The organism is Micromonospora sp. NPDC050200, assembly GCF_040656135.1.
In the GTDB taxonomy this organism is placed as follows: domain Bacteria; phylum Actinomycetota; class Actinomycetes; order Mycobacteriales; family Micromonosporaceae; genus Micromonospora.
This window is the reverse complement of the sequence record NZ_JBFALG010000023.1, coordinates 24,763-44,623: the sequence shown is the minus strand read 5'-3', so window position 1 is coordinate 44,623 and position 19,861 is coordinate 24,763. Positions and strand designations below refer to the sequence as shown.

General features: G+C 72.8%; 14 protein-coding genes. 6 read left to right on the top strand and 8 right to left on the bottom strand.

Annotated elements, in window-relative coordinates; all coding sequences use genetic code 11:
- Positions 1-282: 282 nt before the first annotated feature.
- Positions 283-1,530, top strand: a complete 1,248-nt coding sequence (locus AB0I41_RS17340; protein WP_357108079.1) for a Cmx/CmrA family chloramphenicol efflux MFS transporter — start codon at positions 283-285, stop codon at positions 1,528-1,530.
- Here AB0I41_RS17340 and AB0I41_RS17335 read toward each other — a convergent pair.
- Positions 1,523-2,428, bottom strand: a complete 906-nt coding sequence (locus tag AB0I41_RS17335) for a M56 family metallopeptidase (protein ID WP_357108076.1) — start codon at positions 2,426-2,428, stop codon at positions 1,523-1,525. The two genes, AB0I41_RS17340 and AB0I41_RS17335, sit on opposite strands and share 8 nt — an antisense overlap.
- A 9-nt stretch (positions 2,429-2,437) precedes the next feature.
- The gene (locus AB0I41_RS17330) at positions 2,438-2,869 is read right to left on the bottom strand and encodes a BlaI/MecI/CopY family transcriptional regulator (protein WP_357108073.1); all 432 of its coding nucleotides are present in this window, start codon (positions 2,867-2,869) and stop codon (positions 2,438-2,440) included.
- A gap of 230 nt (positions 2,870-3,099) precedes the next feature.
- On the opposite strand from AB0I41_RS17330, the gene AB0I41_RS17325 reads away from it, so the two are divergent.
- Complete coding sequence (locus AB0I41_RS17325; protein ID WP_357108070.1) at positions 3,100-6,528, top strand: fibronectin type III domain-containing protein; 3,429 nt, start codon at positions 3,100-3,102, stop codon at positions 6,526-6,528.
- Between the two features lie 4 nt (positions 6,529-6,532).
- Here the strand turns inward: AB0I41_RS17325 and AB0I41_RS17320 are convergent, their stop codons facing one another.
- From AB0I41_RS17320 to deoC, 3 genes are read right to left on the bottom strand one after another with little or no spacing between them, the layout of a single operon-like run.
- The gene (locus AB0I41_RS17320) at positions 6,533-7,357 is read right to left on the bottom strand and encodes an aldehyde dehydrogenase family protein (protein ID WP_357108067.1); all 825 of its coding nucleotides are present in this window, start codon (positions 7,355-7,357) and stop codon (positions 6,533-6,535) included.
- On the bottom strand, positions 7,350-8,780 hold the full coding sequence (locus AB0I41_RS17315) for an aldehyde dehydrogenase family protein (protein ID WP_357108065.1): 1,431 nt from the start codon (positions 8,778-8,780) through the stop codon (positions 7,350-7,352). Before AB0I41_RS17315 ends, AB0I41_RS17320 begins: the two co-directional genes overlap by 8 nt.
- 5 nt (positions 8,781-8,785) lie before the next feature.
- Positions 8,786-9,745 (bottom strand): deoxyribose-phosphate aldolase, encoded by a 960-nt coding sequence (gene deoC / locus AB0I41_RS17310; protein ID WP_357108062.1) that lies wholly within the window; start codon positions 9,743-9,745, stop codon positions 8,786-8,788.
- A 135-nt stretch (positions 9,746-9,880) separates the two neighbouring features.
- Between deoC and upp the strand changes: the two genes are divergently transcribed.
- Positions 9,881-10,513 carry a uracil phosphoribosyltransferase gene (gene upp / locus AB0I41_RS17305; RefSeq protein WP_357108059.1) on the top strand — a complete coding sequence of 211 codons (633 nt, stop codon included), beginning with the start codon at positions 9,881-9,883 and terminating at the stop codon, positions 10,511-10,513.
- 73 nt (positions 10,514-10,586) lie between these two features.
- Positions 10,587-11,264 carry a GPP34 family phosphoprotein gene (locus tag AB0I41_RS17300; protein ID WP_357108055.1) on the top strand — a complete coding sequence of 226 codons (678 nt, stop codon included), beginning with the start codon at positions 10,587-10,589 and terminating at the stop codon, positions 11,262-11,264.
- An 84-nt stretch (positions 11,265-11,348) separates the two neighbouring features.
- On the opposite strand, the gene AB0I41_RS17295 is transcribed toward AB0I41_RS17300, so the two are convergent.
- Positions 11,349-13,016 (bottom strand): phospho-sugar mutase, encoded by a 1,668-nt coding sequence (locus AB0I41_RS17295; protein WP_357108052.1) that lies wholly within the window; start codon positions 13,014-13,016, stop codon positions 11,349-11,351.
- Between the two features lie 48 nt (positions 13,017-13,064).
- Positions 13,065-15,170 carry a protein kinase gene (locus tag AB0I41_RS17290; protein WP_357108049.1) on the bottom strand — a complete coding sequence of 702 codons (2,106 nt, stop codon included), beginning with the start codon at positions 15,168-15,170 and terminating at the stop codon, positions 13,065-13,067.
- Between the two features lie 197 nt (positions 15,171-15,367).
- On the opposite strand from AB0I41_RS17290, the gene AB0I41_RS17285 reads away from it, so the two are divergent.
- Positions 15,368-16,951, top strand: a complete 1,584-nt coding sequence (locus AB0I41_RS17285; RefSeq protein ID WP_357108046.1) for a methylmalonyl-CoA mutase family protein — start codon at positions 15,368-15,370, stop codon at positions 16,949-16,951.
- A gap of 613 nt (positions 16,952-17,564) precedes the next feature.
- On the top strand, positions 17,565-18,824 hold the full coding sequence (locus tag AB0I41_RS17280; RefSeq protein WP_357108043.1) for an amidohydrolase: 1,260 nt from the start codon (positions 17,565-17,567) through the stop codon (positions 18,822-18,824).
- Here the strand turns inward: AB0I41_RS17280 and AB0I41_RS17275 are convergent.
- On the bottom strand, positions 18,781-19,743 hold the full coding sequence (locus tag AB0I41_RS17275; RefSeq protein WP_357108040.1) for a DUF4349 domain-containing protein: 963 nt from the start codon (positions 19,741-19,743) through the stop codon (positions 18,781-18,783). The genes AB0I41_RS17280 and AB0I41_RS17275 overlap by 44 nt on opposite strands.
- Positions 19,744-19,861: the final 118 nt, after the last annotated feature.

The following is a 19,861-nucleotide window of genomic DNA, read 5'->3' as shown; positions in this document are numbered from 1 at the left end:
TCACAGAGGGAGATGCTCTTCGATCTCTAGCTGTTGCGGGAGCACGAGGTTGACACTCGCCCTGGGTGCGTGCCGTTGGGTTTGAGTAGTGTTTGCGTCATGTCGAGCCCTGAGGCATCCAAGGTGGGGGCTTTCGGTCACGCCGTCAGCCCCCTGAACCGCTGAGTTCTTAGTCCGCTTCCCAGCAGCCTTCGCTGCGTGGGATATTTGCGCGCACCCTTGGGGCGCTGGCCGCGGTGACGAGACGTCTCCTTCTCGTTCTCTCTCACCTCGGAGCTCTTGATGCCTCTGCCGCTCTACCTGCTTGCCGTGGCGGTCTTCGCCATGGGCACCTCGGAGTTCATGCTCGCCGGCCTGGTGCCGGACATCGCCACAAGCCTCGACGTGTCGGTCGGGGCCGCCGGGCTTCTGATCTCGGCGTTCGCTGTCGGGATGATCGTCGGCGCGCCGCTGATGGCGGCGCTTGCGCGCCGGTGGCCTGCCCGGGCCAGTCTGCTGGGCTTCGTGCTGGTTTTCGCCGTGGCACACGTCGTGGGCGCCCTCACGGCGAGTTTCGCGGTTCTGCTTGTCACCCGGATGATCGCCGCCCTGGCCAACGCGGGCTTTCTGGCCGTGGCACTGAGCACGGCGGCCACGCTCGTCGCACCTGATCAGAAAGGGCGCGCACTGGCGGTGCTGCTCTCGGGTACGACGGTGGCCACCATCGCTGGAGTTCCCGGCGGTGCGCTGCTCGGCACGCTGCTTGGCTGGCGTTCAACCTTCTGGGCGATCGCACTGCTCTGCCTTCCCGCCGCCTTCGGCGTCGTGAAGGGCATCCCGGCCCGCGCCGGAAAGACCCCTCAGGGCGCTCCGGTCGGCTCGTCTCTTCGAGACGAGATCGCCCAGCTCGTGATGCCCAGGCTGCTCCTGGTCATGCTGCTCGGTGCCCTAGTCAACGCTGCCACCTTCGCCACGTTCACCTTTTTGGCACCGATCGTGACTGACACCGCCGGCCTAGGCGAGCTGTGGGTCTCGGTCGTACTGGTGCTCTTCGGTGTCGGGTCCTTCGTCGGCGTCACCCTCGCGGGACGCCTCTCCGATCAGCATCCCGGCATCGTGATCGCAGTCGGTGGCCCGTTGCTATTGCTCGGCTGGGTCGGGTTGGCGGCCCTGGCTGCCCAGCCCGCGGTGCTTCTGCTCCTCGTGTTCGTGCAGGGCACGCTTTCCTTCGCGTTGGGCAGCACCCTGATCGCCCGGGTGCTCTATGAGGCAGCAGGCGCCCCCACCATGGGAGGGTCGTATGCGACCGCGGCGCTCAACATCGGCGCTGCTGGCGGCCCCGTCGTTGCAGCAGCGACCCTCGGGTCCAATGCTGGCGACCTCGGCCCGGTGTGCGTCAGCGGCCTCCTGGTCGCGGTCGCACTGCTCATCGCCCTGCCGCTCCGGCGGTTCATCGCACCCCGCCGAACCCGCCCAATCGCTCATGTCGCCGACGAAATGGGGACCTCGCGGGCCTGTGCCAGCAAGTGGGTCAATCGCGGAGTCAGCTGAGGAAGAGGGAGATCGGCAGGGAGACCAGGGTGGTCGCCACCGCCAGCGCGGCCGCCCCGATCACGCGGGGCGGGCGGTCGGCCACCATCAGCCGCTGCACCCGGGCGTCCAGGTCGCGGTCGCCCATGCCCAGCGCGCCGACCGGGGTGATCCGATCCCCGCAGGCCGCGAACCGGCGCAGCGCGCCCGCCAGCGGCGCCTCGGCGTGCAGCTCGCGGGCCTTGTCGTCGGCCCGCATCTCGACCAGCAGGGCGACCCGCTCGTGCGCGTCGCGCACCCAACCGAACCAGGGCAGCGCCCGGCAGAGTGCGGTGAACGGCAGCAGCACCAGGTCGTGCCGCTCCTGCGCGTGTGCCCGCTCGTGGGTGAGCACCGCCGCCAGTTCGGCCCGGTCGAGCAGGCTCAGGGTGCCGGCGCTGACCACCACCCGGGGCTTCACCCCGGGCAGGCAGTACGCCGCGGCGCTCGGGTGGTCCAGCACCAGTGCGCCCGGCACGGTGGGGTCCCGGCGGGCGACCAGCGTGAGCAGGTCCCGGTGCCGGCGCTGCGCGCGGACGGCCGCGTGGACGCTGCGGACGGTCGTGGTGAGCAGGACCGCGCCGATGCCGAAGCCGACGCCGACCAACCCGAGGTGCACGGCGCCCAGCCCGGCCGGGAGCGTGCCGTGGCTCAGGTCGGTGGCCAGGGCGAGCAGGGCGCTGCCGGTCGGCTGGTCGTACGGGGCCAGGCCGAGCGCCATCGGCAGGCCCATCGCGGAGAGGCCGAGTGCCAGCCCGACCGCCTGCCAGCAGACGATCGCCACCCGGGGAGCGCGCCACGTCCAGGTGGACCCGGCGAGGACCTGCGCGGTCAGGTAGCAGGCCAGCATCGACGCGGCGAAGTGCACGGCGAAGGCCACGGCTCGCCCCTACCTCTCCGTGGGCTCGTCGGCGAGCCTCGCCCGGCCGGCCCGCGGGTCCTCGACCCGGTCGGTCAGCCCGGCCTCGGCGCCCAGCGCCGCGCGGAGCACGTCCGCCTCCGTCCCGGTGACCGAGTGCGCGAAGCGGACCAGCGCGGCGTCCCGGCTGCCGCCGAGGTCGAGCGCGTCGAGCATGAGCCGGGCGATGTGCGCCTCGCGGCTGGCCGCGGCCTGGTAACGCCAGGCCCGCCCCTCCCGCTCGCGCTGCACCATGCCCTTGCCGGCGAGCCGGTCCAGCACGGTCATCACCGTCGTGTACGCCAACTCGCGGCCGTCCAGGGCGTCGGCGACCTCCCGCACGGTCACTCCACCCGACGTGGCGGGCACGGAGTCCCACAACACGTCCATCACCGCACGCTCAAGATCGCCCAGCCGAGTCACGCCGCCAATCCTACCTCGTGTAGTAGGTCACCGTCCCGGCCCGGGTGGCCCGCCGGGGACGGTCAGGCGAACGAGGCCCGGCCGATGGGACCGGCACCGGCGACGGTCGATCGATCCGGCCGCGGCCGTTCAGCCCGACCTGCGCGGTCGCGGTGTCCGTTGCCGGACCAGCGCCTTTCCGACACCGCATCCGCCTGATAGACGACCTCTAATCTGCGAAGGAGGCGGCCATGGGGGTTCGCGTTCGCTGTCTGGTCGTCCTGTCGGCCGTGGCGGTTCTGGTGCCGCTCGGCGCCGTGCCGGCGGCCGCTGCCGGGCCCGCCGCCCCCAGCGGCGTGGCCGCCGAGGTCGACGGTCTCGCCGTCCGGGTCACCTGGACGCCGCCCCCGGACACGACGGGCGTCACGGGATACCGGGTGAGCACGGTCCCCGCCGGCCTGTCCCTCGACGTCCCCGCCGGCGCGGACCAGGCGGTGCTGCCCGGGATCCGTCCGAACACGGCGTACGTCGCGCAGGTGGCGGCGCTGGCCGGTGCCGAGGTCTCGCCCGCCACCCCGGCCGAGACCGCCGTCACCGTGACCGCACCGGGCGGCTCGCTCACGGCCGTGCCGCCGGCCCGGCTGCTCGACACCCGTTCGGGTCTGGGAGCGCCGAAGGTGGCCACCCAGCAGGTGACCCTCACCGTGACCGGGCGGGGCGGCATCCCCGGAGCGAACGTGGCGGCCGTGGCGTTGAACGTCACCGTCACCCAGCCGGTCGCCGCCGGCTTCGTGACGGCCTACCCGGGCGGCACGACCCGGCCGACGGCCTCCAACGTCAACTTCCTCAAGGGTCAGACCGTGTCGAACCTTGTCGTGGTGCCGGTCGGGCGGAACGGCACGGTCGTGTTGCAGTCGTCCGCCGTGACCCAGTTGGTGGCGGACGCTGCGGGCTGGTTCTCCACCGCGTCAGCGGCCTCACCTGCCGCCGGCCTGTTCCACGGACTGAGCCCCGCCCGGCTCGCCGACACGCGGACCGGGTTCGGCGGTGCCACCCCGGGCCCGAACGGTCGACTCGACCTCCAGGTCACCGGGGCCGGCGGAGTGCCAACCACCGGCGTGTCGGCCGTCGTGCTCAACACCACCGTCGCCGGCTCGGCCGTCGCCGGCTTCGTCACGGCCTTCCCCGCGGGTCAGCCACAGCCGACCGCGTCGAGCGTGAACTTCGTGGCGAAGCAGGTGGTCGCCAACCGCGTAATCGTGCCGGTCGGGACCGACGGCAAGGTGAGCTTCCACAACCGGGCCGGATCGACTCCGCTCGTCATCGACGTCACCGGCTGGTTCAGCGACGGCTCGGACCCCTCCGCGGGCGGCGCCTACCTCGCCGGGGTCCCGCCCACCCGTATCGTCGACACCCGCACGGGTCTGGGCGCACCCAGGGCCCCCGTCGCCGCGGGCGCCTCGCTGCCGGTCATGGTGGCCGGACACGCCGGCCTGCCGCCGGCGACCGCGCCGGTCCCGCCGACCGGGCTCATCGCCAATGTCACGGCGGTCGAGCCGACCAGCGCCGGTTTCCTGACCGTCTACCCGGCCCTCACCACCCGACCCGACGCGTCCGACCTCAACTTCACCGCCGGCAAGGTGGTGCCCAACCTCTCCATCGCTCCGCTGGGTGCGGACGGGGGGATGCTGGTCTACAACCGCGCCGGCAACACGCACGTCGTCGTCGACGTGGTCGGGTACTTCGTGGGCGACACCGCGGCGCCCAGCAGTACCCGTCAGGCGCGGCCCGGCGACGTCGAGGCCGTCACGGGCGCGCCCGGGGAGACTCGTGAGGTCGTCCTGGCGACGCAGGCCAGCGTGCCGGAGGTCGGCGAGGTGCTCACCGCGGGCGTCACCCCCGCCACCCCGGACGGACTGCTGGTGAAGGTCACCGACACGGGCGCCGACGAGCACGGCCGGCCGGTCCTCACCACCGAGCCGGCGACTCTCCAGGAAGCCTTCGGTGCCGGGCACTTCTCGGTGTCGGCGCCGCTCTCGGCCGCCGACGTCGTCCCCGCCGGCACACCGGTCAGGCCGGACCAGGCGGCACTGACTCCGGACCGGATCCAGCGCCGCCTCACCGGAGGCGAGTCGGTCAGCGCCGTTGGGCAACCGATCGACAAGGCGGTGAGCTGCTCAGGCGGGGGCTCGGTCAAGGTGGTGGGGAGTGTCAGCGTCAGCCCGTCCGTCGACCTCTCGGTCGAGTGGGGCTGGTTCTCCTTGAAGTCGGCGACCTTCACCGGCACCCTCTCCCAGGACGCGTCGCTGACCGCCACCGCACAGGCGGCCAGTGGCTGCAGCCTCGGGCCCGTGCCGCTGCTCCTCACGCCGATCCGCTTCGCTCCGATCACGTTCAGCATCGGCCCGGTGCCCGTGGTCGTCACCCCGCAGTTGCAGTTCTACCTCTCCGCCAGCGGCACCGTCAGTGCCCAGGTCACGACCGGCGCCGCGCAGCACGCCTCCGGCACCCTGGGCCTGTCGTGGGCCGACGGCAACCTTCGCCCGATCGCCCGGACGAGCAGCAGCTTCAGCTACACGCCGCCCACCCTGTCGGGTGGGGCGTCGCTGACGGCGCGGGTCGGCCCCCGGCTCGAACTGTTCCTGTACGGGCTGGCCGGCCCGTACCTGACGGCGGACATCAACGTGGGGCTGGGTGCCAACCCGGCGGTCGAGCCGTGGTGGACCGTGACCGGCGGCCTGGACGCGGGCGCCGGCATCGCCCTGCCCTCGCTCGGCTTCGACAAGAGCAACCCCTCGATCCTGCGCTACCGCAAGGTGCTCGCTCACGCCCCGTGGCCGCAGCACCTCTACGCCGTGGAGTGCCTGAGCAGCGACTGTTTCTCGTCGCTGCGCCTGGTGCAGACCGACGACCGGGGCGGCGGGAAGCGACAGATCGGCGGCACCTTCACGGGAGGGCCGAGCAGGCTGGCAGTCAATCCGGCCGGCACCGAAGTGGTTTACCAGCGCATGGCGAGCCGCGGGATGACCCTCTTCGTCCGCAACGTGGCCACCGGGCAGGACCGCCAGCTCACCTACCAGGATCCGCAGTGCAGCGTGGACACCTTTGACGACTACCCGGTGTGGTCGCCGAACGGCGCGACCATCAGCTTCTCGCGCAGCAGCAGCTTCGGCTGGTACACCTGTCCCACGGACGGCGTCTACGTCGTACCAGCCGGGGGCGGCACACCGACCCGCATCTCCACCCGGAGGTGGGACGGGCCGCCGTCCTGGAACCCGGCCAACGACCGGTGGGCGATCACCACCGCGACGCAGCCGCCGACCCTGTACACGAGCGCGACCAACGGCAGCGGGAAGAAGACCCTCTACACCGGGTCCAGCGGAGACGGCTTCAGCCCCGCCGCCTGGTCACCGGACGGCTCGACGATCGCCTTCGGCACCGACGGGGGCAGGCTGTACGGGTACTCGCCGGCCGGCGTCCGGCTGTGGAGCCTGACGCCGGCCAAATACTGCACCGGGTACCCAGTCGCCTGGGCCCGCGACAGCGAGTCGCTCTTCTACCTCGGGTGCCAGTCGGGCAGCCTGACCCGCACGATCTACCGGATCAACGCGGCTTCGGGTGCGGCACCCACGCCGATCACCTTCGACCACATCGTCATCGCGCTGGCGGCGGGCCGCTGACCGATCAGACGCCCTTGGGGTGCCAGACCGTCTTCGTCTCCAGCAGGGTGGTCATCCGGGTGATGCCCGGATCGGCGGTCCAGTCGTGGTCGGCCTGGGCCGGCCGGAGCACCCGCTTGAGGTTCTGCGCCGCCTTGACCTCCAGGTCGGCCGCCAGTTCCGCGTCGGTCACGCCGGTCAGGTCGATGGCGTTGACGTCCATGTGCGCGGCCAGCGTCGGCACCGTCTCCGCCAGGCGACCGGTGAGGATGTTGACCACTCCGCCCGGCAGGTCGGAGGTGGCCAGCACCTCGGCCAGGGTCACCGCGGCGAGGGGCTGCGCCGGCGAGGCGGCGACCACCACCGTGTTGCCGGTGACGATCGCCGGGGCGATCACGCTGACCAGGCCGAGCAGCGCCGGCGTCTCGGGGGCCACCACGGCCACCACGCCGGTCGGCTCGGGCGCCGACAGGTTGAAGTACGGCCCGGCGACCGGGTTCGCCCCGCCGTACACCTGGGGGAGCTTGTCGGACCAGCCGGCGTACCAGACCCAGCGGTCGATCGCCGCGTCGACCTCGTCGCCCGGCACACCCAGGGCGACGAACTGCTCGCGCCGGCCCTCCAGCATCTCGGCGACCCGGTAGAGGATCTGCCCCCGGTTGTACGCGGTCGCCCCGGCCCAGCCCTTCACGGCGGCGCGGGCGGCGACCACCGCGTCCCGAGCGTCCTTACGGGAGGCCAGTGACACATTCGAGGACTGCACGAGATACGACCGTCCCGACTCGCTGCGTGGGAACTTCCCGCCGATGAAGAGCTTGTACGTCTTGCGTACCGCGACCCGCTCAGACATTGAGGTAGCCCTCCAGCCCGTGCCGGCCGCCCTCGCGACCGTAGCCCGACTCCTTGTAGCCGCCGAACGGCGAGGTGGGGTCGAACTTGTTGAACGTGTTGGCCCAGACCACGCCGGCGCGGAGCCGGTCGGCCATCCAGAGGATCCGGGAGCCCTTGTCGGTCCAGATCCCGGCCGACAGCCCGTACGGCGTGTTGTTGGCCTTCTCGACGGCCTCGGCCGGGGTACGGAAGGTGAGCACCGACAGCACCGGGCCGAAGATCTCCTCCCGGGCGACCCGGTGCGCCTGGGTGACCCCGGTGAAGATGGTCGGCGCGAACCAGAAGCCGCGCTCGGGCAGCTCGCACGGCGGCGACCAGCGCTCGGCGCCCTCGGCCGACCCGGCGTCGGAGAGCTCGCGGATCCGCTCCAGCTGGGCGGCGGAGTTGATCGCGCCGATGTCGGTGTTCTTGTCCAGCGGGTCACCGACCCGCAGCTGGGCCATCCGGCGCTTGAGCGACTCCAGCACCCGGTCGGCGACCGACTCCTGGACCAGCAGCCGGGAGCCGGCGCAGCAGACGTGCCCCTGGTTGAAGAAGATGCCGTTGACGATCCCCTCGACCGCCTGGTCGACCGGGGCGTCGTCGAAGACGATGTTCGCGGCCTTGCCGCCCAGCTCCAGGGTGAGCTTCTTGCGGGTGCCGGCGACGGAGCGGGCGATCGCCCGGCCGACCTCGGTCGAGCCGGTGAAGGCGACCTTGTCCACGCCCGGGTGCTCGACCAGCGCCCGGCCGGTCTCGCCGGCGCCGGTGACGATGTTGACCACGCCGGCCGGCAGCTCGGCCTGCTGGCAGATCTCGGCGAAGAGCAGCGCGGTCAGCGGGGTGGTCTCGGCCGGCTTGAGCACCACCGTGTTGCCGGCGGCCAGGGCCGGGGCGATCTTCCAGGCCAGCATCAGCAGCGGGAAGTTCCACGGGATGACCTGCGCGGCGACGCCCAGCGGCTTCGGGTCCGGGCCGAAGCCGGCGTGCGGGAGCTTGTCGGCCCAGCCGGCGTAGTAGAAGAAGTGCGCGGCGACCAGGGGCAGGTCGACGTCGCGGGACTCCTTGATCGGCTTGCCGTTGTCCAGCGACTCCAGCACCGCCAGCTCGCGGGAGCGCTCCTGGATGATCCGGGCGATCCGGAACAGGTACTTGGCCCGGTCGCGGCCCGGCATCGGGCCCCAGACCTTCTCGTACGCCTGCCGGGCGGCGCGGACCGCGCGGTCCACGTCCTGCGCGCCGGCCTCGGCGACCTCGGCGAGGACCTCCTCGCTGGCCGGGTTGATCGACTTGAAGGTCCCGCCGTCGGCCGGGTCGGCGAACTCGCCGTCGACGAACAGCCCGTAGGAGGTTTTGATATCCACCACCGAGCGGGACTCGGGGGCGGGTGCGTATTCGAACATCACTCTCAGTCCAGGGTGAAGTAGTCGGGACCGGAGTAGACGCCGGTCGTCAGCTTGGTGCGCTGCATGAGCAGGTCGTTCAGCAGGCTGGACGCGCCGAAGCGGAACCAGTCCGGGTCCAGCCAGTCCGCGCCGACGGTTTCGTTGACCATGACCAGGTACTTGATGGCGTCCTTGGTGTTCTTGATGCCGCCGGCCGGCTTCACGCCGACCTGCCGCCCCGTGGCGGCCCGGAAGTCGCGGACCGCCTCCAGCATCACCAGGGTCACCGGCAGGGTGGCCGCGACCGGGACCTTGCCGGTCGAGGTCTTGATGAAGTCGCCGCCGGCCAGCATGGCCAGCCAGGAGGCCCGCCGCACGTTGTCGTAGGTGGCCAGCTCGCCGGTCTCCAGGATCACCTTGAGGTGGGCGTCCCCGCAGGCCTCCTTGGTGGCCACGATCTCGTCGTAGACCTCCTGGTAGCGGCCGGCCAGGAACGCGCCCCGGTTGATCACCATGTCGATCTCGTCCGCGCCGGCCGCGACGGCGGCCCGGGTGTCGGCGAGCTTGACCTCCAGCGGCGCCTGCCCCGAGGGGAAGGCGGTCGCCACGCTGGCCAGGTGGACGCCGCTGCCGCGCAGCACCTCGGCCACGTACGGGACCATCGCCGGGTAGACGCAGACCGCGCCGACGTGCGGGCAGGTCGGGTCGGCCGGGTCGGGGCGCAGCGCCTTGGCGGCGAGCGCCCGCACCTTGCCGGGGGTGTCGGCGCCCTCCAGGGTGGTCAGGTCGACCATCCGGATGGCCAGGTCGATCGCCTGGGCCTTGGCGGTGGTCTTGATGGAGCGGGTGCCGAGTTGTGCCGCCCGCTGCTCCGCGCCGACCTGGTCCACGCCGGGTAGGCCGTGCAGGAAGGTCCGCAGAGCGGTCTCGGATCGTCCCAGCTCGGAGAGGTCCGACCGGGCCGACGTCGCTGTCGCCGTCATGCCCCGAATACTACGCATCCCGCCGGTCAGTGATCTTGGTCACGCCGGCTCGGCCGGCGCTGCCGCGTGAGCCGGGTCGCTGGTCACCCCGGCACCCGCAGTGCGGGCGAGGGCGGAGCGGTAGGTTGAGCGATCGTGGACGTACACGTCATTGACCACCCGCTCGCCCAGGCACGGCTGACCGCGATGCGGGACGCCCGGACCGACTCGCCGTCGTTCCGGGCCGCGCTGCACGAACTGACCACCATGCTGGTGTACGAGGCGGCGCGCTCCTTCCCCGTCGAGAAGTACCCCATCCAGACCCCGGTCACCGCCACCGAGGGCACCCGGTTGGCCAACCCGCCGCTGCTGGTGCCGGTGCTGCGGGCCGGTCTCGGCATGACCGACGCCGCGCTCGGCCTGCTGCCGGAGTCCTCGATGGGCTTCGTCGGCCTCGCCCGGGACGAGAAGACGTACGAGCCGCGCGCGTACATGGAGTCGCTGCCGCGCGACCTGAGCGGCCTGCCGGTGCTGGTGCTCGAGCCGATGGTGGCCACCGGCGGCTCGCTGGAGCACTGCTGCCGGCTGCTCGCCGATCGTGGCTGCACCGACATCACCGTGCTCTGCGTGCTGGCCGCGCCCGTGGCCATCGAGCGGCTGGAGCGGTCCGGCCTGCCGTTGCGCCTGGTCACCGCCTCGATCGACGAGGGCCTCAACGACAACATGTTCATCGTGCCGGGCCTCGGCGACGCCGGCGACCGGCAGTTCGGCGGCATGCCCCGGTTCTGACCCGGTCGCGGCCCGGGACGGGTGTCGGCGGGTCGGCACGCGGGCGAGCGCGCAACCGCTACCGTCTCGGGCCATGACTGGTGTTGCGCTCGCCGAAGAGTTGCTGCTGCTGGCGTACGACGACGACACGGGCCGGGCGACCATGCCCCGGATCAGCCTCGACCTGGGGATGGCCGCCGCCGTCCTGGTCGAGCTGGCCCTGGCCGGGCGGATCGCGTACGCCGAGGGATCCCTGGTGGTGAGCGACCCGACGCCGGTCGGCGAGCCGATCATCGACGAGGTGCTCGGCCGGATGGCCGCGGACACCCCGCACACCCCGTCCTCCTGGGTGCAGCGGCTGCGGCACGGCCTGCGCGACCGGATCCTCGGCGACCTGGTCGCCCGGGGCGTGGTCCGGGACGTCGAGGAGACCGAGCTGGACTTCATCGTGGTGCACCGCTACCCGATGGCGGACGCCTCGGTGGAGGACGACACCCGGCGCCGGCTCGCCGAGGCGCTGGCCGGCGGGCAGCTGCCCGACGAGCGGACCGCCGCGCTGGCCACCCTGGTCGCGGTGCTGCGGATGGAGCCGGCGCTCGGCCGGACCGGCGCCGCCGCCGCTGACGCCCGCCGCCGGCTGGAGGAGATCGCCGGCAGCGCCGGCTTCTCCGGCAACGTCAGTCTCGACGACTCGGTCGTCCGCCCCTCCGTCGGGCTGGTGGTGGCCGCCCTCGCCCAGGCCGTGGACCAGGCCCTCGGCAAGCGCCCCTAGCGGGCGCCCAGGCGGGACCGCCACCGGCTGAAGGAGTGGACACCTCCGTCGCCCGCCGGGTGCCGGCGGTCCCGACCGCTGCGGTCAGAGGCCGAGTGCGGTGGCGATCTCGGTGCGCAGCGCGGCCACCGCAGCGGTCGCGCGCTGCCGGGCCGCGGCCACGTCGCCGTCCGCGACGGGCTCCACCACCTCCAGGTACGCCTTGAGCTTCGGCTCGGTGCCCGAGGGGCGGATCACCACCCGGGCGGCGCCGGTCCGCAGGATCACCACGTCGGAGGCGGGGAGCAGGTCCCGCGACTCGCTGACCGGCTGCCCCAGCAGGGTGGTCGGGGTGGCCGCCCGGATCCGGGCCATCGCGGTGGCGATCTCCCGCAGGTCGTCGACCCGCACCGAGAGTTGGTCGGTGTGGTGCACGCCGAACTCGGCGGCCAGCTCGTCCAGCCGGTCGGTCAGCGTCCGGCCCTGCGCCTTCAGGCCGGCGGCCAGCTCGGCGACGGTCAGCGCGGCGGTGATGCCGTCCTTGTCGCGGACGTGCTCCGGGGCGACGCAGTAGCCCAGCGCCTCCTCGTACCCGAACACCAGCGGCTGCGCCCCGCCACCGGCCCGGACGATCCACTTGAACCCGGTCAGCGTCTCGTCGTACGGCAGGCCCCGGGCCGCGCACATCGCCCGCAGCAGCGACGACGAGACGATGGTGGTGGCGTACAGGCCGGTGACCCCGCGCCGCATCAGGTGATCGGCGAGCAGGGCGCCCACCTCGTCCCCGCGCAGCATCCGCCAGCCGGTCCCGCCGTCGCGGACGGCCACCGCGCAACGGTCCGCGTCCGGGTCGTTGGCGATCGCGATGTCGGCGCCGGTCGAGTCGGCGAGCGCGACCAGCCGGTCCACCGCGCCCGGCTCCTCCGGGTTGGGGAAGTGCACCGTCGGGAAGGCCGGGTCCGGTTCGGCCTGGTCGGGCACCACGCCGGGGACCGGGAAACCGGCCCGGGCGAAGGCGGCGGTCAGCACCGCCGCGCCGACCCCGTGCAGCGGCGTGTACGCCACGGTCAGGTCGCGCGGGCCGTCCGGCGAGACCACCGCGGCGGCCCGCTGGACGTACGACGCCGCCAGGTCGTTACCGAGCACCTGGCCGGACGGGCCGAGCGGCACCCGCGCCAGCGGGCCGACCGCCCGGATGGCCGCCTCGATCCCCGCGTCGGCCGGCGGCACGATCTGCGCCCCCGCCCCGAGCGTCCCACCGAGCTGGGCCCCGAGGTAGACCTTGTAGCCGTTGTCCTGCGGCGGGTTGTGGCTGGCGGTGACCATCACCCCGGCGACCGCGCCGAGGTGCCGGACCGCGTACGCCAGCACCGGGGTGGGCAGCGGCCGGGGCAGCAGCAGCGCCGGCCGGCCCGCGCCGGTGGCCACCTGGGCGGTGCGCTCGGCGAACTCGCGGGAACCGTGCCGAGCGTCGTACCCGATCACCAGCGGGCCCTCGCCGCCCTGGGCGGCGAGCCAGCCGACCAACCCGGCCGCGGCCTGGGTGACCACGGCGAGGTTCATGCCGTTGGGGCCGGCGCGCAGCGGGCCGCGCAGCCCGGCGGTGCCGAAGGTCAGCGGCCCGGCGAACCGGTCGGCCAGCTCCGGCGCGCTCTCCGGCAGCCGGTCGAGCACCGCGCGGAGCTCGTCACGGCTGGCCGGGTCGGGGTCGTCGTCGAGCCAACGCCGGGCCTGGTCGCGAATGTCGTCAAGGTCAGTGGTTTCCGCCGCCATTGCCTATGGATAGCACGGCGGCGGATCACCACGTTTCGGCGGCCTCGGTCAGCCGGCCGCCGTGAGCTGGAACGACTTCACCATCTCGTCGAAGATCGGCCTGCTCTCGGCGAACTTCGCGTCGGTCGAGGAGAGGTAGAACGAGTACATCTTCCCGTCGCTGAGCACGCCCCGCCACACGCCGTGCCGCTTGCCGTCACCGTCGCCGCAGGTGTACTCGAACTCGACGCCCGGCTTGCCGGCCGTGTCCTGCTCGTCCATGGCGACCTGCTCGTACGGGTCGCCGCAGGTGGTGCTCTTGGTCTTCAGGAAGGTCTGGGCGCTTTCCGCCCACCGGTTGGCGCTGCCCTTCCACTTCTCGGCGAGGATGCGGACCTTGCGTCCTTCGTCCTGAGGATCCACATAGTCGACGTAGGACCCGCCGGTGGCCTTCTTCCAGCCCTTGGGCACCATCACCCGAACGCCCCTGGCGTTGTGCTCCTGCATCTCGGGCAGCTCGCCGCCGGCCGCCGGCGCGGTGGGCTGGACCTGCGGCGGGGTGGTGGGCTCCGGGTCGCCGCCGCTGAACAGCGTGACCATGCCGATCAGCAGCACCACCGCCAGGCCGCCGGCCGCCGCGAGCTGGACCTTGCGGGGCCAGCCCTGCACGGTGGCGGACAGTCGTCCGCCGGCGCCCTTCACCTTGTCGAGCGCGCCGCCACCCCCGGTGGCTCCGCCCGGCGCGGTGGCCGGTGAGGCCCACGGCTGGCCGGTGCCCGGCACCGACCACTGAACGCCGCCGTACACCGGCTGGGTGGCCTCCGGCGCGCCGCCGTACACCGGCTGGGTCGCGTCCGGGTGGGCGCCGATCCGCTGGGTGGCGTCGGAGCGCCCGCCCCCGATCCGCTGGGTCGCGTCCGGGTGCCCGGTGCTGATCCGCTGGGTGGCGTCCGGCGCCCCGCCGTACGTCGTGCCGGGCGGGCGGCCCGCCGTGGGCATTGCGCCGGGTGGGCGGCCCGCCGTGGGCATCGCGCCGGTCGGGGTGTGCAGTGGGCCGGCGAGCGCGTCCGCGTTGGTGTCGTCGAGCCCGGCGGCGGACCCGGCCGGCTTCGGCCGCTCGCCCCGGCGCAGCGCGGCCAGCCGGTCCGTCAGCGACTCGCCGGGGGCCAGCATGGCCCGGCCGCCGATCTGCCCGCTCGGCTTCGACTCCGGCTCGGCCGTCGGGAGCGGCGTCGGCGGGCGCTGCACCGGCACCACCGCGTACGGGTCGGTGACCGAGTTGACCGCGGTGGCGGTGCTGGTCAGCGGCCCGGCGAGCAGCTCGCGGAGCATTGCCCGGGAGGTGTGCACGTCGAGGCGGCGGCCCGGGTCCTTCTCCAGCAGGCCCATCAGCACCCGGGTCAGCGGCCCGCTGCGCTGCGGCGTGGCCGGCGGGTCCTCGACCACGGCGTGCATGGTCTCGATCGGGTCGCCCTTGTCGAACGGGGGCCGGCCCTCCACCGCCGTGTAGAGCGTCACGCCGAGGGAGAACAGGTCGCTCGGCGGGCCGAACTCCTGGCCCATGGCCCGCTCGGGAGAGATGAAGTGCGGCGAGCCGAGCACCATCCCGGGGGTGGTGAGCTGGACGTCGGTGGGCATCCGGGCCACCCCGAAGTCGGTCAGCACGCAGCGGCCGTCGGTGCAGATCAGCACGTTGGCCGGCTTGACGTCGCGGTGCAGCACGCCGTTGGCGTGCGCCACCTCCAGCGCGCCGAGCAGCGCGATGCCGATCTTGGCGACCGCGCGGGGCGCGACCGGCCCGTCCTCGATCACCATGTCGGCGAGGCTGCGTGCGTCCAGCAGCTCCATCACGATCCACGGCCGGCCACCCTCGGTGACCACGTCGTACACCTGGACCACGGCGGGGTGCTGGATGGCCGCGGCGGCGCGGGCCTCGCGCAGGGTGCGTTCGTACATCGCGTCTCGGTCGGTGGGGGCCAGCCCCGGGGGCAGGACGACCTCCTTGACCGCCACGTCGCGCCGCAGCAGCGTGTCGGTGGCACGCCACACCGTGCCCATGCCGCCGTTGCCCACCGCCGATCGCAGCGAGTAGCGACCACCGATGATGGTGCCGGGTGCCGCGCGTCCGTTGGGAGGACTGACTGGTCCGCCGCTCCACGTCGGGATCTGAGTCACAGAAAAGCCACCGGGGGAAATCGAGGGGGCTGGGACACAACTCCCCTATCTTGCTGGTTCCGACGCCCGATGCGAAACCCGACGCGGCGCACCTTTGTCTACCGGACGGTACGTGCCCGCATGTTCACCTGTCGTCGACCCCCGGTTGTGCGGTATCCCTCACCCATCGACGCCGTCGCGCGTCCTACCATCCGGTGATGAGCGAACGGCGGCCGAGCGAGTCCGGTTTCCCCATCAAGGGCGTCTACACGGCGGACGACCTCCCCGAGGAGCTGGAGACCCGGCTGGGCGGTCCGGGGGAGTACCCCTACACCCGCGGGGTCTACCCCACCATGTACACCTCCCGTCCCTGGACCATGCGGCAGTACGCCGGCTTCGGCACCGCCACCGAGTCCAACGCGCGCTACCACCAGCTGCTGCGGGCCGGCACGATGGGCCTCTCGGTCGCCTTCGACCTGCCCACCCAGATGGGCTACGACTCCGACGACCCGATCGCGCACGGCGAGGTCGGCAAGGTCGGGGTGGCCATCGACTCGATCGAGGACATGCGGCTGCTCTTCGACGGCATCCCGCTGGACAAGGTCTCCACCTCGATGACCATCAACGCGCCCGGTTCGGTGCTGCTGCTGCTCTACCAGCTCGTCGCCGAGGAGTCCGGGGTGGCCGGCTCCGCGCTCACCGGCACCATCCAGAACGACATCCTCAAGGAGTACATCGCCCGGGGGACGTACATCTTCCCGCCGAAGCCCTCGCTGCGGCTGGTCGCCGACACGTTCGGCTACTGCCGCAAGGAGGTGCCGAAGTGGAACACCATCTCCATCTCCGGCTACCACATGGCCGAGGCCGGCGCGACGCCCGCGCAGGAGATCGCGTTCACGCTGGCCAACGGCGTGGAGTACGTCCGCGCCGCGCTGGCGGCCGGGCTGGCCGTGGACGACTTCGCGCCCCGGCTGTCGTTCTTCTTCGTCGCCCGGACGACCCTGCTCGAGGAGGTGGCGAAGTTCCGCGCCGCCCGGCGGATCTGGGCCCGGCTGATGCGCGACGACTTCGGCGCGAAGGACCCGAAGTCGATGATGCTGCGCTTCCACACCCAGACCGCCGGCGTGCAGCTCACCGCCCAGCAGCCGGAGGTGAACCTGGTCCGGGTGGCGGTGCAGGGGCTGGGCGCGGTGCTCGGCGGCACCCAGTCGCTGCACACCAACAGCTTCGACGAGGCGATCGCGCTGCCGACGGAGAAGGCGGCCCGGCTGGCGCTGCGCACCCAGCAGGTGCTGGCGTACGAGACGGACCTGACCGCCACCGTGGACCCGTTCGCCGGCTCGTACGTGGTGGAGGCGATGACCGCCGAGATCGAGGCGGCCGCCAACGAGCTGATGGACCGGGTCTTCGACCACGGTTCGGCGGTGGACGCCATCGAGGCGGGCTTCCAGAAGCGGGAGATCGAGCAGTCCGCGTACCGGATCGCCCAGGAGATCGACTCGGGCGAGCGGGTGGTGGTCGGGCTCAACCGGTTCGCCATCGACGAGGAGGAGCCGTACGAGCCGCTGCGGGTGGACCCGACGATCGAGGCGGCCCAGGCGGAGCGGCTGGCCCGGCTGCGCGCGGAGCGCGACAACGGCGCGGTGGAGCGGGCCCTGGCGGAGCTGCGGGCCGCGGCCGAGGGCACCGAGAACGTGCTCTACCCGATGAAGGAGGCGCTGCGTTCCGGGGCCACGGTCGGCGAGGTCTGCGGGACGCTGCGCCAGGTGTGGGGGACGTACCGGCCCAGCGACCGCTTCTGACCAGCGCGTGAACGGCGGCCTCCGCCGGTGCCCCGGGTGCCGGCGGGGGCCGCCGTCGTCGCGCGGCGGGGTCGGCGGCGGTCGCCGGGGGTGCCCCGGCGGGGCTACGGTCGGTGCAGGTTCCCGGTGCGGCACGGAACGGTCGAGCCTTCCGTGGGCGGCCCGGGCAGCGTGGCCCTCCGGGCGGGCATGTGCCGCCGGGTTCCCGGGTAACCCGGACGGGCGAACGGGACGGACAGCGTGTCCGGTCGCGCGCGGGACGATCGTGTCACCGTCGGGCGTCGCCTGGTTGCCGGCTGTCGTCGGTTAATTGTCCGAGCGGCAGTTAATTGCGGCGACTAATGCGACAATTCGGAACGACGGCCCCGGATCGACGCCGATTTCGCGACCGCCGAATCGGTTACGCGTTGTAGGAGGTGTGGGGCAGATGACGGCGTTCGAACGCGATCTACCTGCTGTCCCGCAGATATTCGAGCCCTCTCACCAGGGGTTACGTGACGCTGTGCGGTCCGATCATTACCGTAACGAGGTTGCGCAGCGTCACCGTCGGAGGTCTAGGCTGTCTGCTGTCCTCCCCGATGATCCATCCATTCCTAGTGATCGAGAATTCGACGTGACGAGTGCGTTGACGCTGCCGAACGGCAGCCAGCTGGCGTCGTCCTGGCCGGAGGCGCCATCCGGGTCCCAGCCCCTGCCCTTCGAGCTCGACCAGCTGCTCGCCCTGCGGGTACCCGGCCTCATCGCCACCCGTCGCCACATCCACTCCCACCCGGAGCTCTCCGGCGAGGAGTTCGGGACGGCCGCGCTGATCGCCCGGGAACTCTCCCTGGCCGGCCTGCACCCGCGGCTGCTGCCCAAGGGCAACGGGGTCATCTGCGACATCGACGGCCGCCCCGACGGCCCGGTCGTCGCGCTCCGCGCCGACATCGACGCGCTGCCGCTGACCGACGTCAAGGACGTGCCGTACCGGTCCACGGTGGAGGGCGTCTGCCACGCCTGCGGCCACGACGTGCACACCTCGGTGATGCTCGGCGTCGGCATGCTGCTGGCCCAGCTCGCCGACGCCGGCCAGCTCGACGGCCGGGTCCGGCTGATCTTCCAGCCGGCGGAGGAGATCCTGCCCTGCGGCTCGCTGGAGGTCATCGAGGCCGGCGGCCTGGAGGACGTGGTCCAGATCTTCGCCGTGCACTGCGACCCCAACCTGCCCGTGGGCAAGGTCGGCCTGCGGGTCGGCCCGATCACCGCCGCCGCCGACAACGTCACCGTCCGGCTCACCGGCCCCGGCGGGCACACCGCCCGCCCGCACCTGACGGTCGACCTGGTCGACGCGCTCGGCCGGCTGGTCACCGAGGTGCCGGCCCTGGTCAGCCGGCGGGTGCCGGCCAACAGCGGGCTGCTGCTGGTGTTCGGCCACGCCTCGGCCGGCACCCGGTACAACGTCATCCCGTCCGAGGCGAGCGCCTCGGGCACCCTGCGGGTGATGGACCGAGACACCTGGGAGCTGGCTCCCAAGATCGTCGCTCAGGTGGTCCGGGACGTCATCGCGCCCACCGGCGCCACGGTCGACCTGGAATACCTGCGCGGCCGTCCGCCGGTGTGCAACGACTCCCGGGCCATCGGCGTCCTCACCGCCGCCACCGCCGCGGCGCTCGGCCCCGAGGGGATCGCCGAGACGCCGCAGAGCATGGGCGGCGAGGACTTCTCCTGGTACCTGGAGTACGTCCCCGGCGCGCTGGCCCGCCTCGGCGTCGGCCGGTCCGGGCCCAACGTGGACCTGCACCGGGCGTCGTTCGACGTCGACGAGCGGGCCATCCCCGCCGGGGTGCGACTCATGGTCCAGACCGCGCTGCGGGCACTGGCGGCGGCGCGGTAGGCGCCGGTGGGCGCGGCACGCCGACCGGCGTCGTGGGCGGCGCCGGTGGCGCGGGCCGTCCCCGCCGCCGACGGCGCAGCACCGCCAGGAACACCACCAGGGGTACGCCCAGCGCCAGCAGCCAGGGCAGCACCGCCCCCAGCACGGTCAGCAGGATCGTCATCGATGCCACGAAGACCTTCCAGCCGCCGCGCAGCCCGACCATGAAGCCGGTCTCGGACTCCTCCTCGGCGGTCGAGGCATCCTTCCCGACGAACGTCACCGTGATGGTGGAGAGCGCGGTCAGGTCGGCCAGCCGGCGCTTCTTCGCCTCCAGCGAGGCGAGGTCGGCCTCCCGCCGGGACACCTCGTCCTCCAGCGACACCAGCTCCGGAATCGAGGAGGCCCGGGAGAGCAGCTTGCGGGCACTCTCCACCCTGGCCCGCTGGGTGGCGATCCGGGCGTCCAGGTCGACGGTCTCCTCGGTGACGTCCTGGGTCTTCACCTCCCGGCGCTGCTGCTTGCCGTACGTCGCCAGCTCGTCGATGAGCGGGGTGAACTTCGCCGCCGGCACCCGCAGCTCCAACTCCGCCTCGGCGTCGGCGGCCACGCTGCGCCGGTTGTCCCCGCCGACGAACCCGCCGGCCAGGGTCACCGCGGCGACGGCCTTGCGCGCCGCGCCCTCCACGTCGTCCACCTGCACCCGCATCGTTCCGGTGTAGATGATCGACCGCTGGTCCACCCGCAGGTCCGGCGCGCCCGCCCCAGCCTTGCCCGGCTGGGCGGCCCCACCCACCGGGGCCCTGCCGGCCGGGGCCTCGGCCGCCGAGTCACCCGCCGAACTCGTGCGGTCCGCCGCTCCGCAACCGGCCAGCAGCAACCCCGCCAGCCCCAGCGCCGCCAGGGCCTTGCCCCGGCGTCGTCCCGTCTGTCCGTCCATCCCCGCTCCGTCCTCTGACCGCCCCGGTCCCGGGGCGTTAGCTCGGACGCGACGCGACACCGCGCCGGTTCCGGCAGACTGCGCTCAGGACGTCACGATTCGGTAATCGAGGAGTCAC

What these genes read in the sequence shown, in the direction of transcription:
- AB0I41_RS17315 (WP_357108065.1), bottom strand. Translation starts at nt 8,780, where the DNA reads ATGTTCGAATACGCACCCGCCCCCGAGTCCCGCTCGGTGGTGGATATC.
- AB0I41_RS17285 (WP_357108046.1), top strand. Translation starts at nt 15,368, where the DNA reads ATGAGCGAACGGCGGCCGAGCGAGTCCGGTTTCCCCATCAAGGGCGTC.
- AB0I41_RS17275 (WP_357108040.1), bottom strand. Translation starts at nt 19,743, where the DNA reads ATGGACGGACAGACGGGACGACGCCGGGGCAAGGCCCTGGCGGCGCTG.
- AB0I41_RS17340 (WP_357108079.1), top strand. Translation starts at nt 283, where the DNA reads ATGCCTCTGCCGCTCTACCTGCTTGCCGTGGCGGTCTTCGCCATGGGC.
- AB0I41_RS17295 (WP_357108052.1), bottom strand. Translation starts at nt 13,016, where the DNA reads ATGGCGGCGGAAACCACTGACCTTGACGACATTCGCGACCAGGCCCGG.
- AB0I41_RS17300 (WP_357108055.1), top strand. Translation starts at nt 10,587, where the DNA reads ATGACTGGTGTTGCGCTCGCCGAAGAGTTGCTGCTGCTGGCGTACGAC.
- AB0I41_RS17320 (WP_357108067.1), bottom strand. Translation starts at nt 7,357, where the DNA reads ATGTCTGAGCGGGTCGCGGTACGCAAGACGTACAAGCTCTTCATCGGC.
- AB0I41_RS17325 (WP_357108070.1), top strand. Translation starts at nt 3,100, where the DNA reads ATGGGGGTTCGCGTTCGCTGTCTGGTCGTCCTGTCGGCCGTGGCGGTT.
- deoC (WP_357108062.1), bottom strand. Translation starts at nt 9,745, where the DNA reads ATGACGGCGACAGCGACGTCGGCCCGGTCGGACCTCTCCGAGCTGGGA.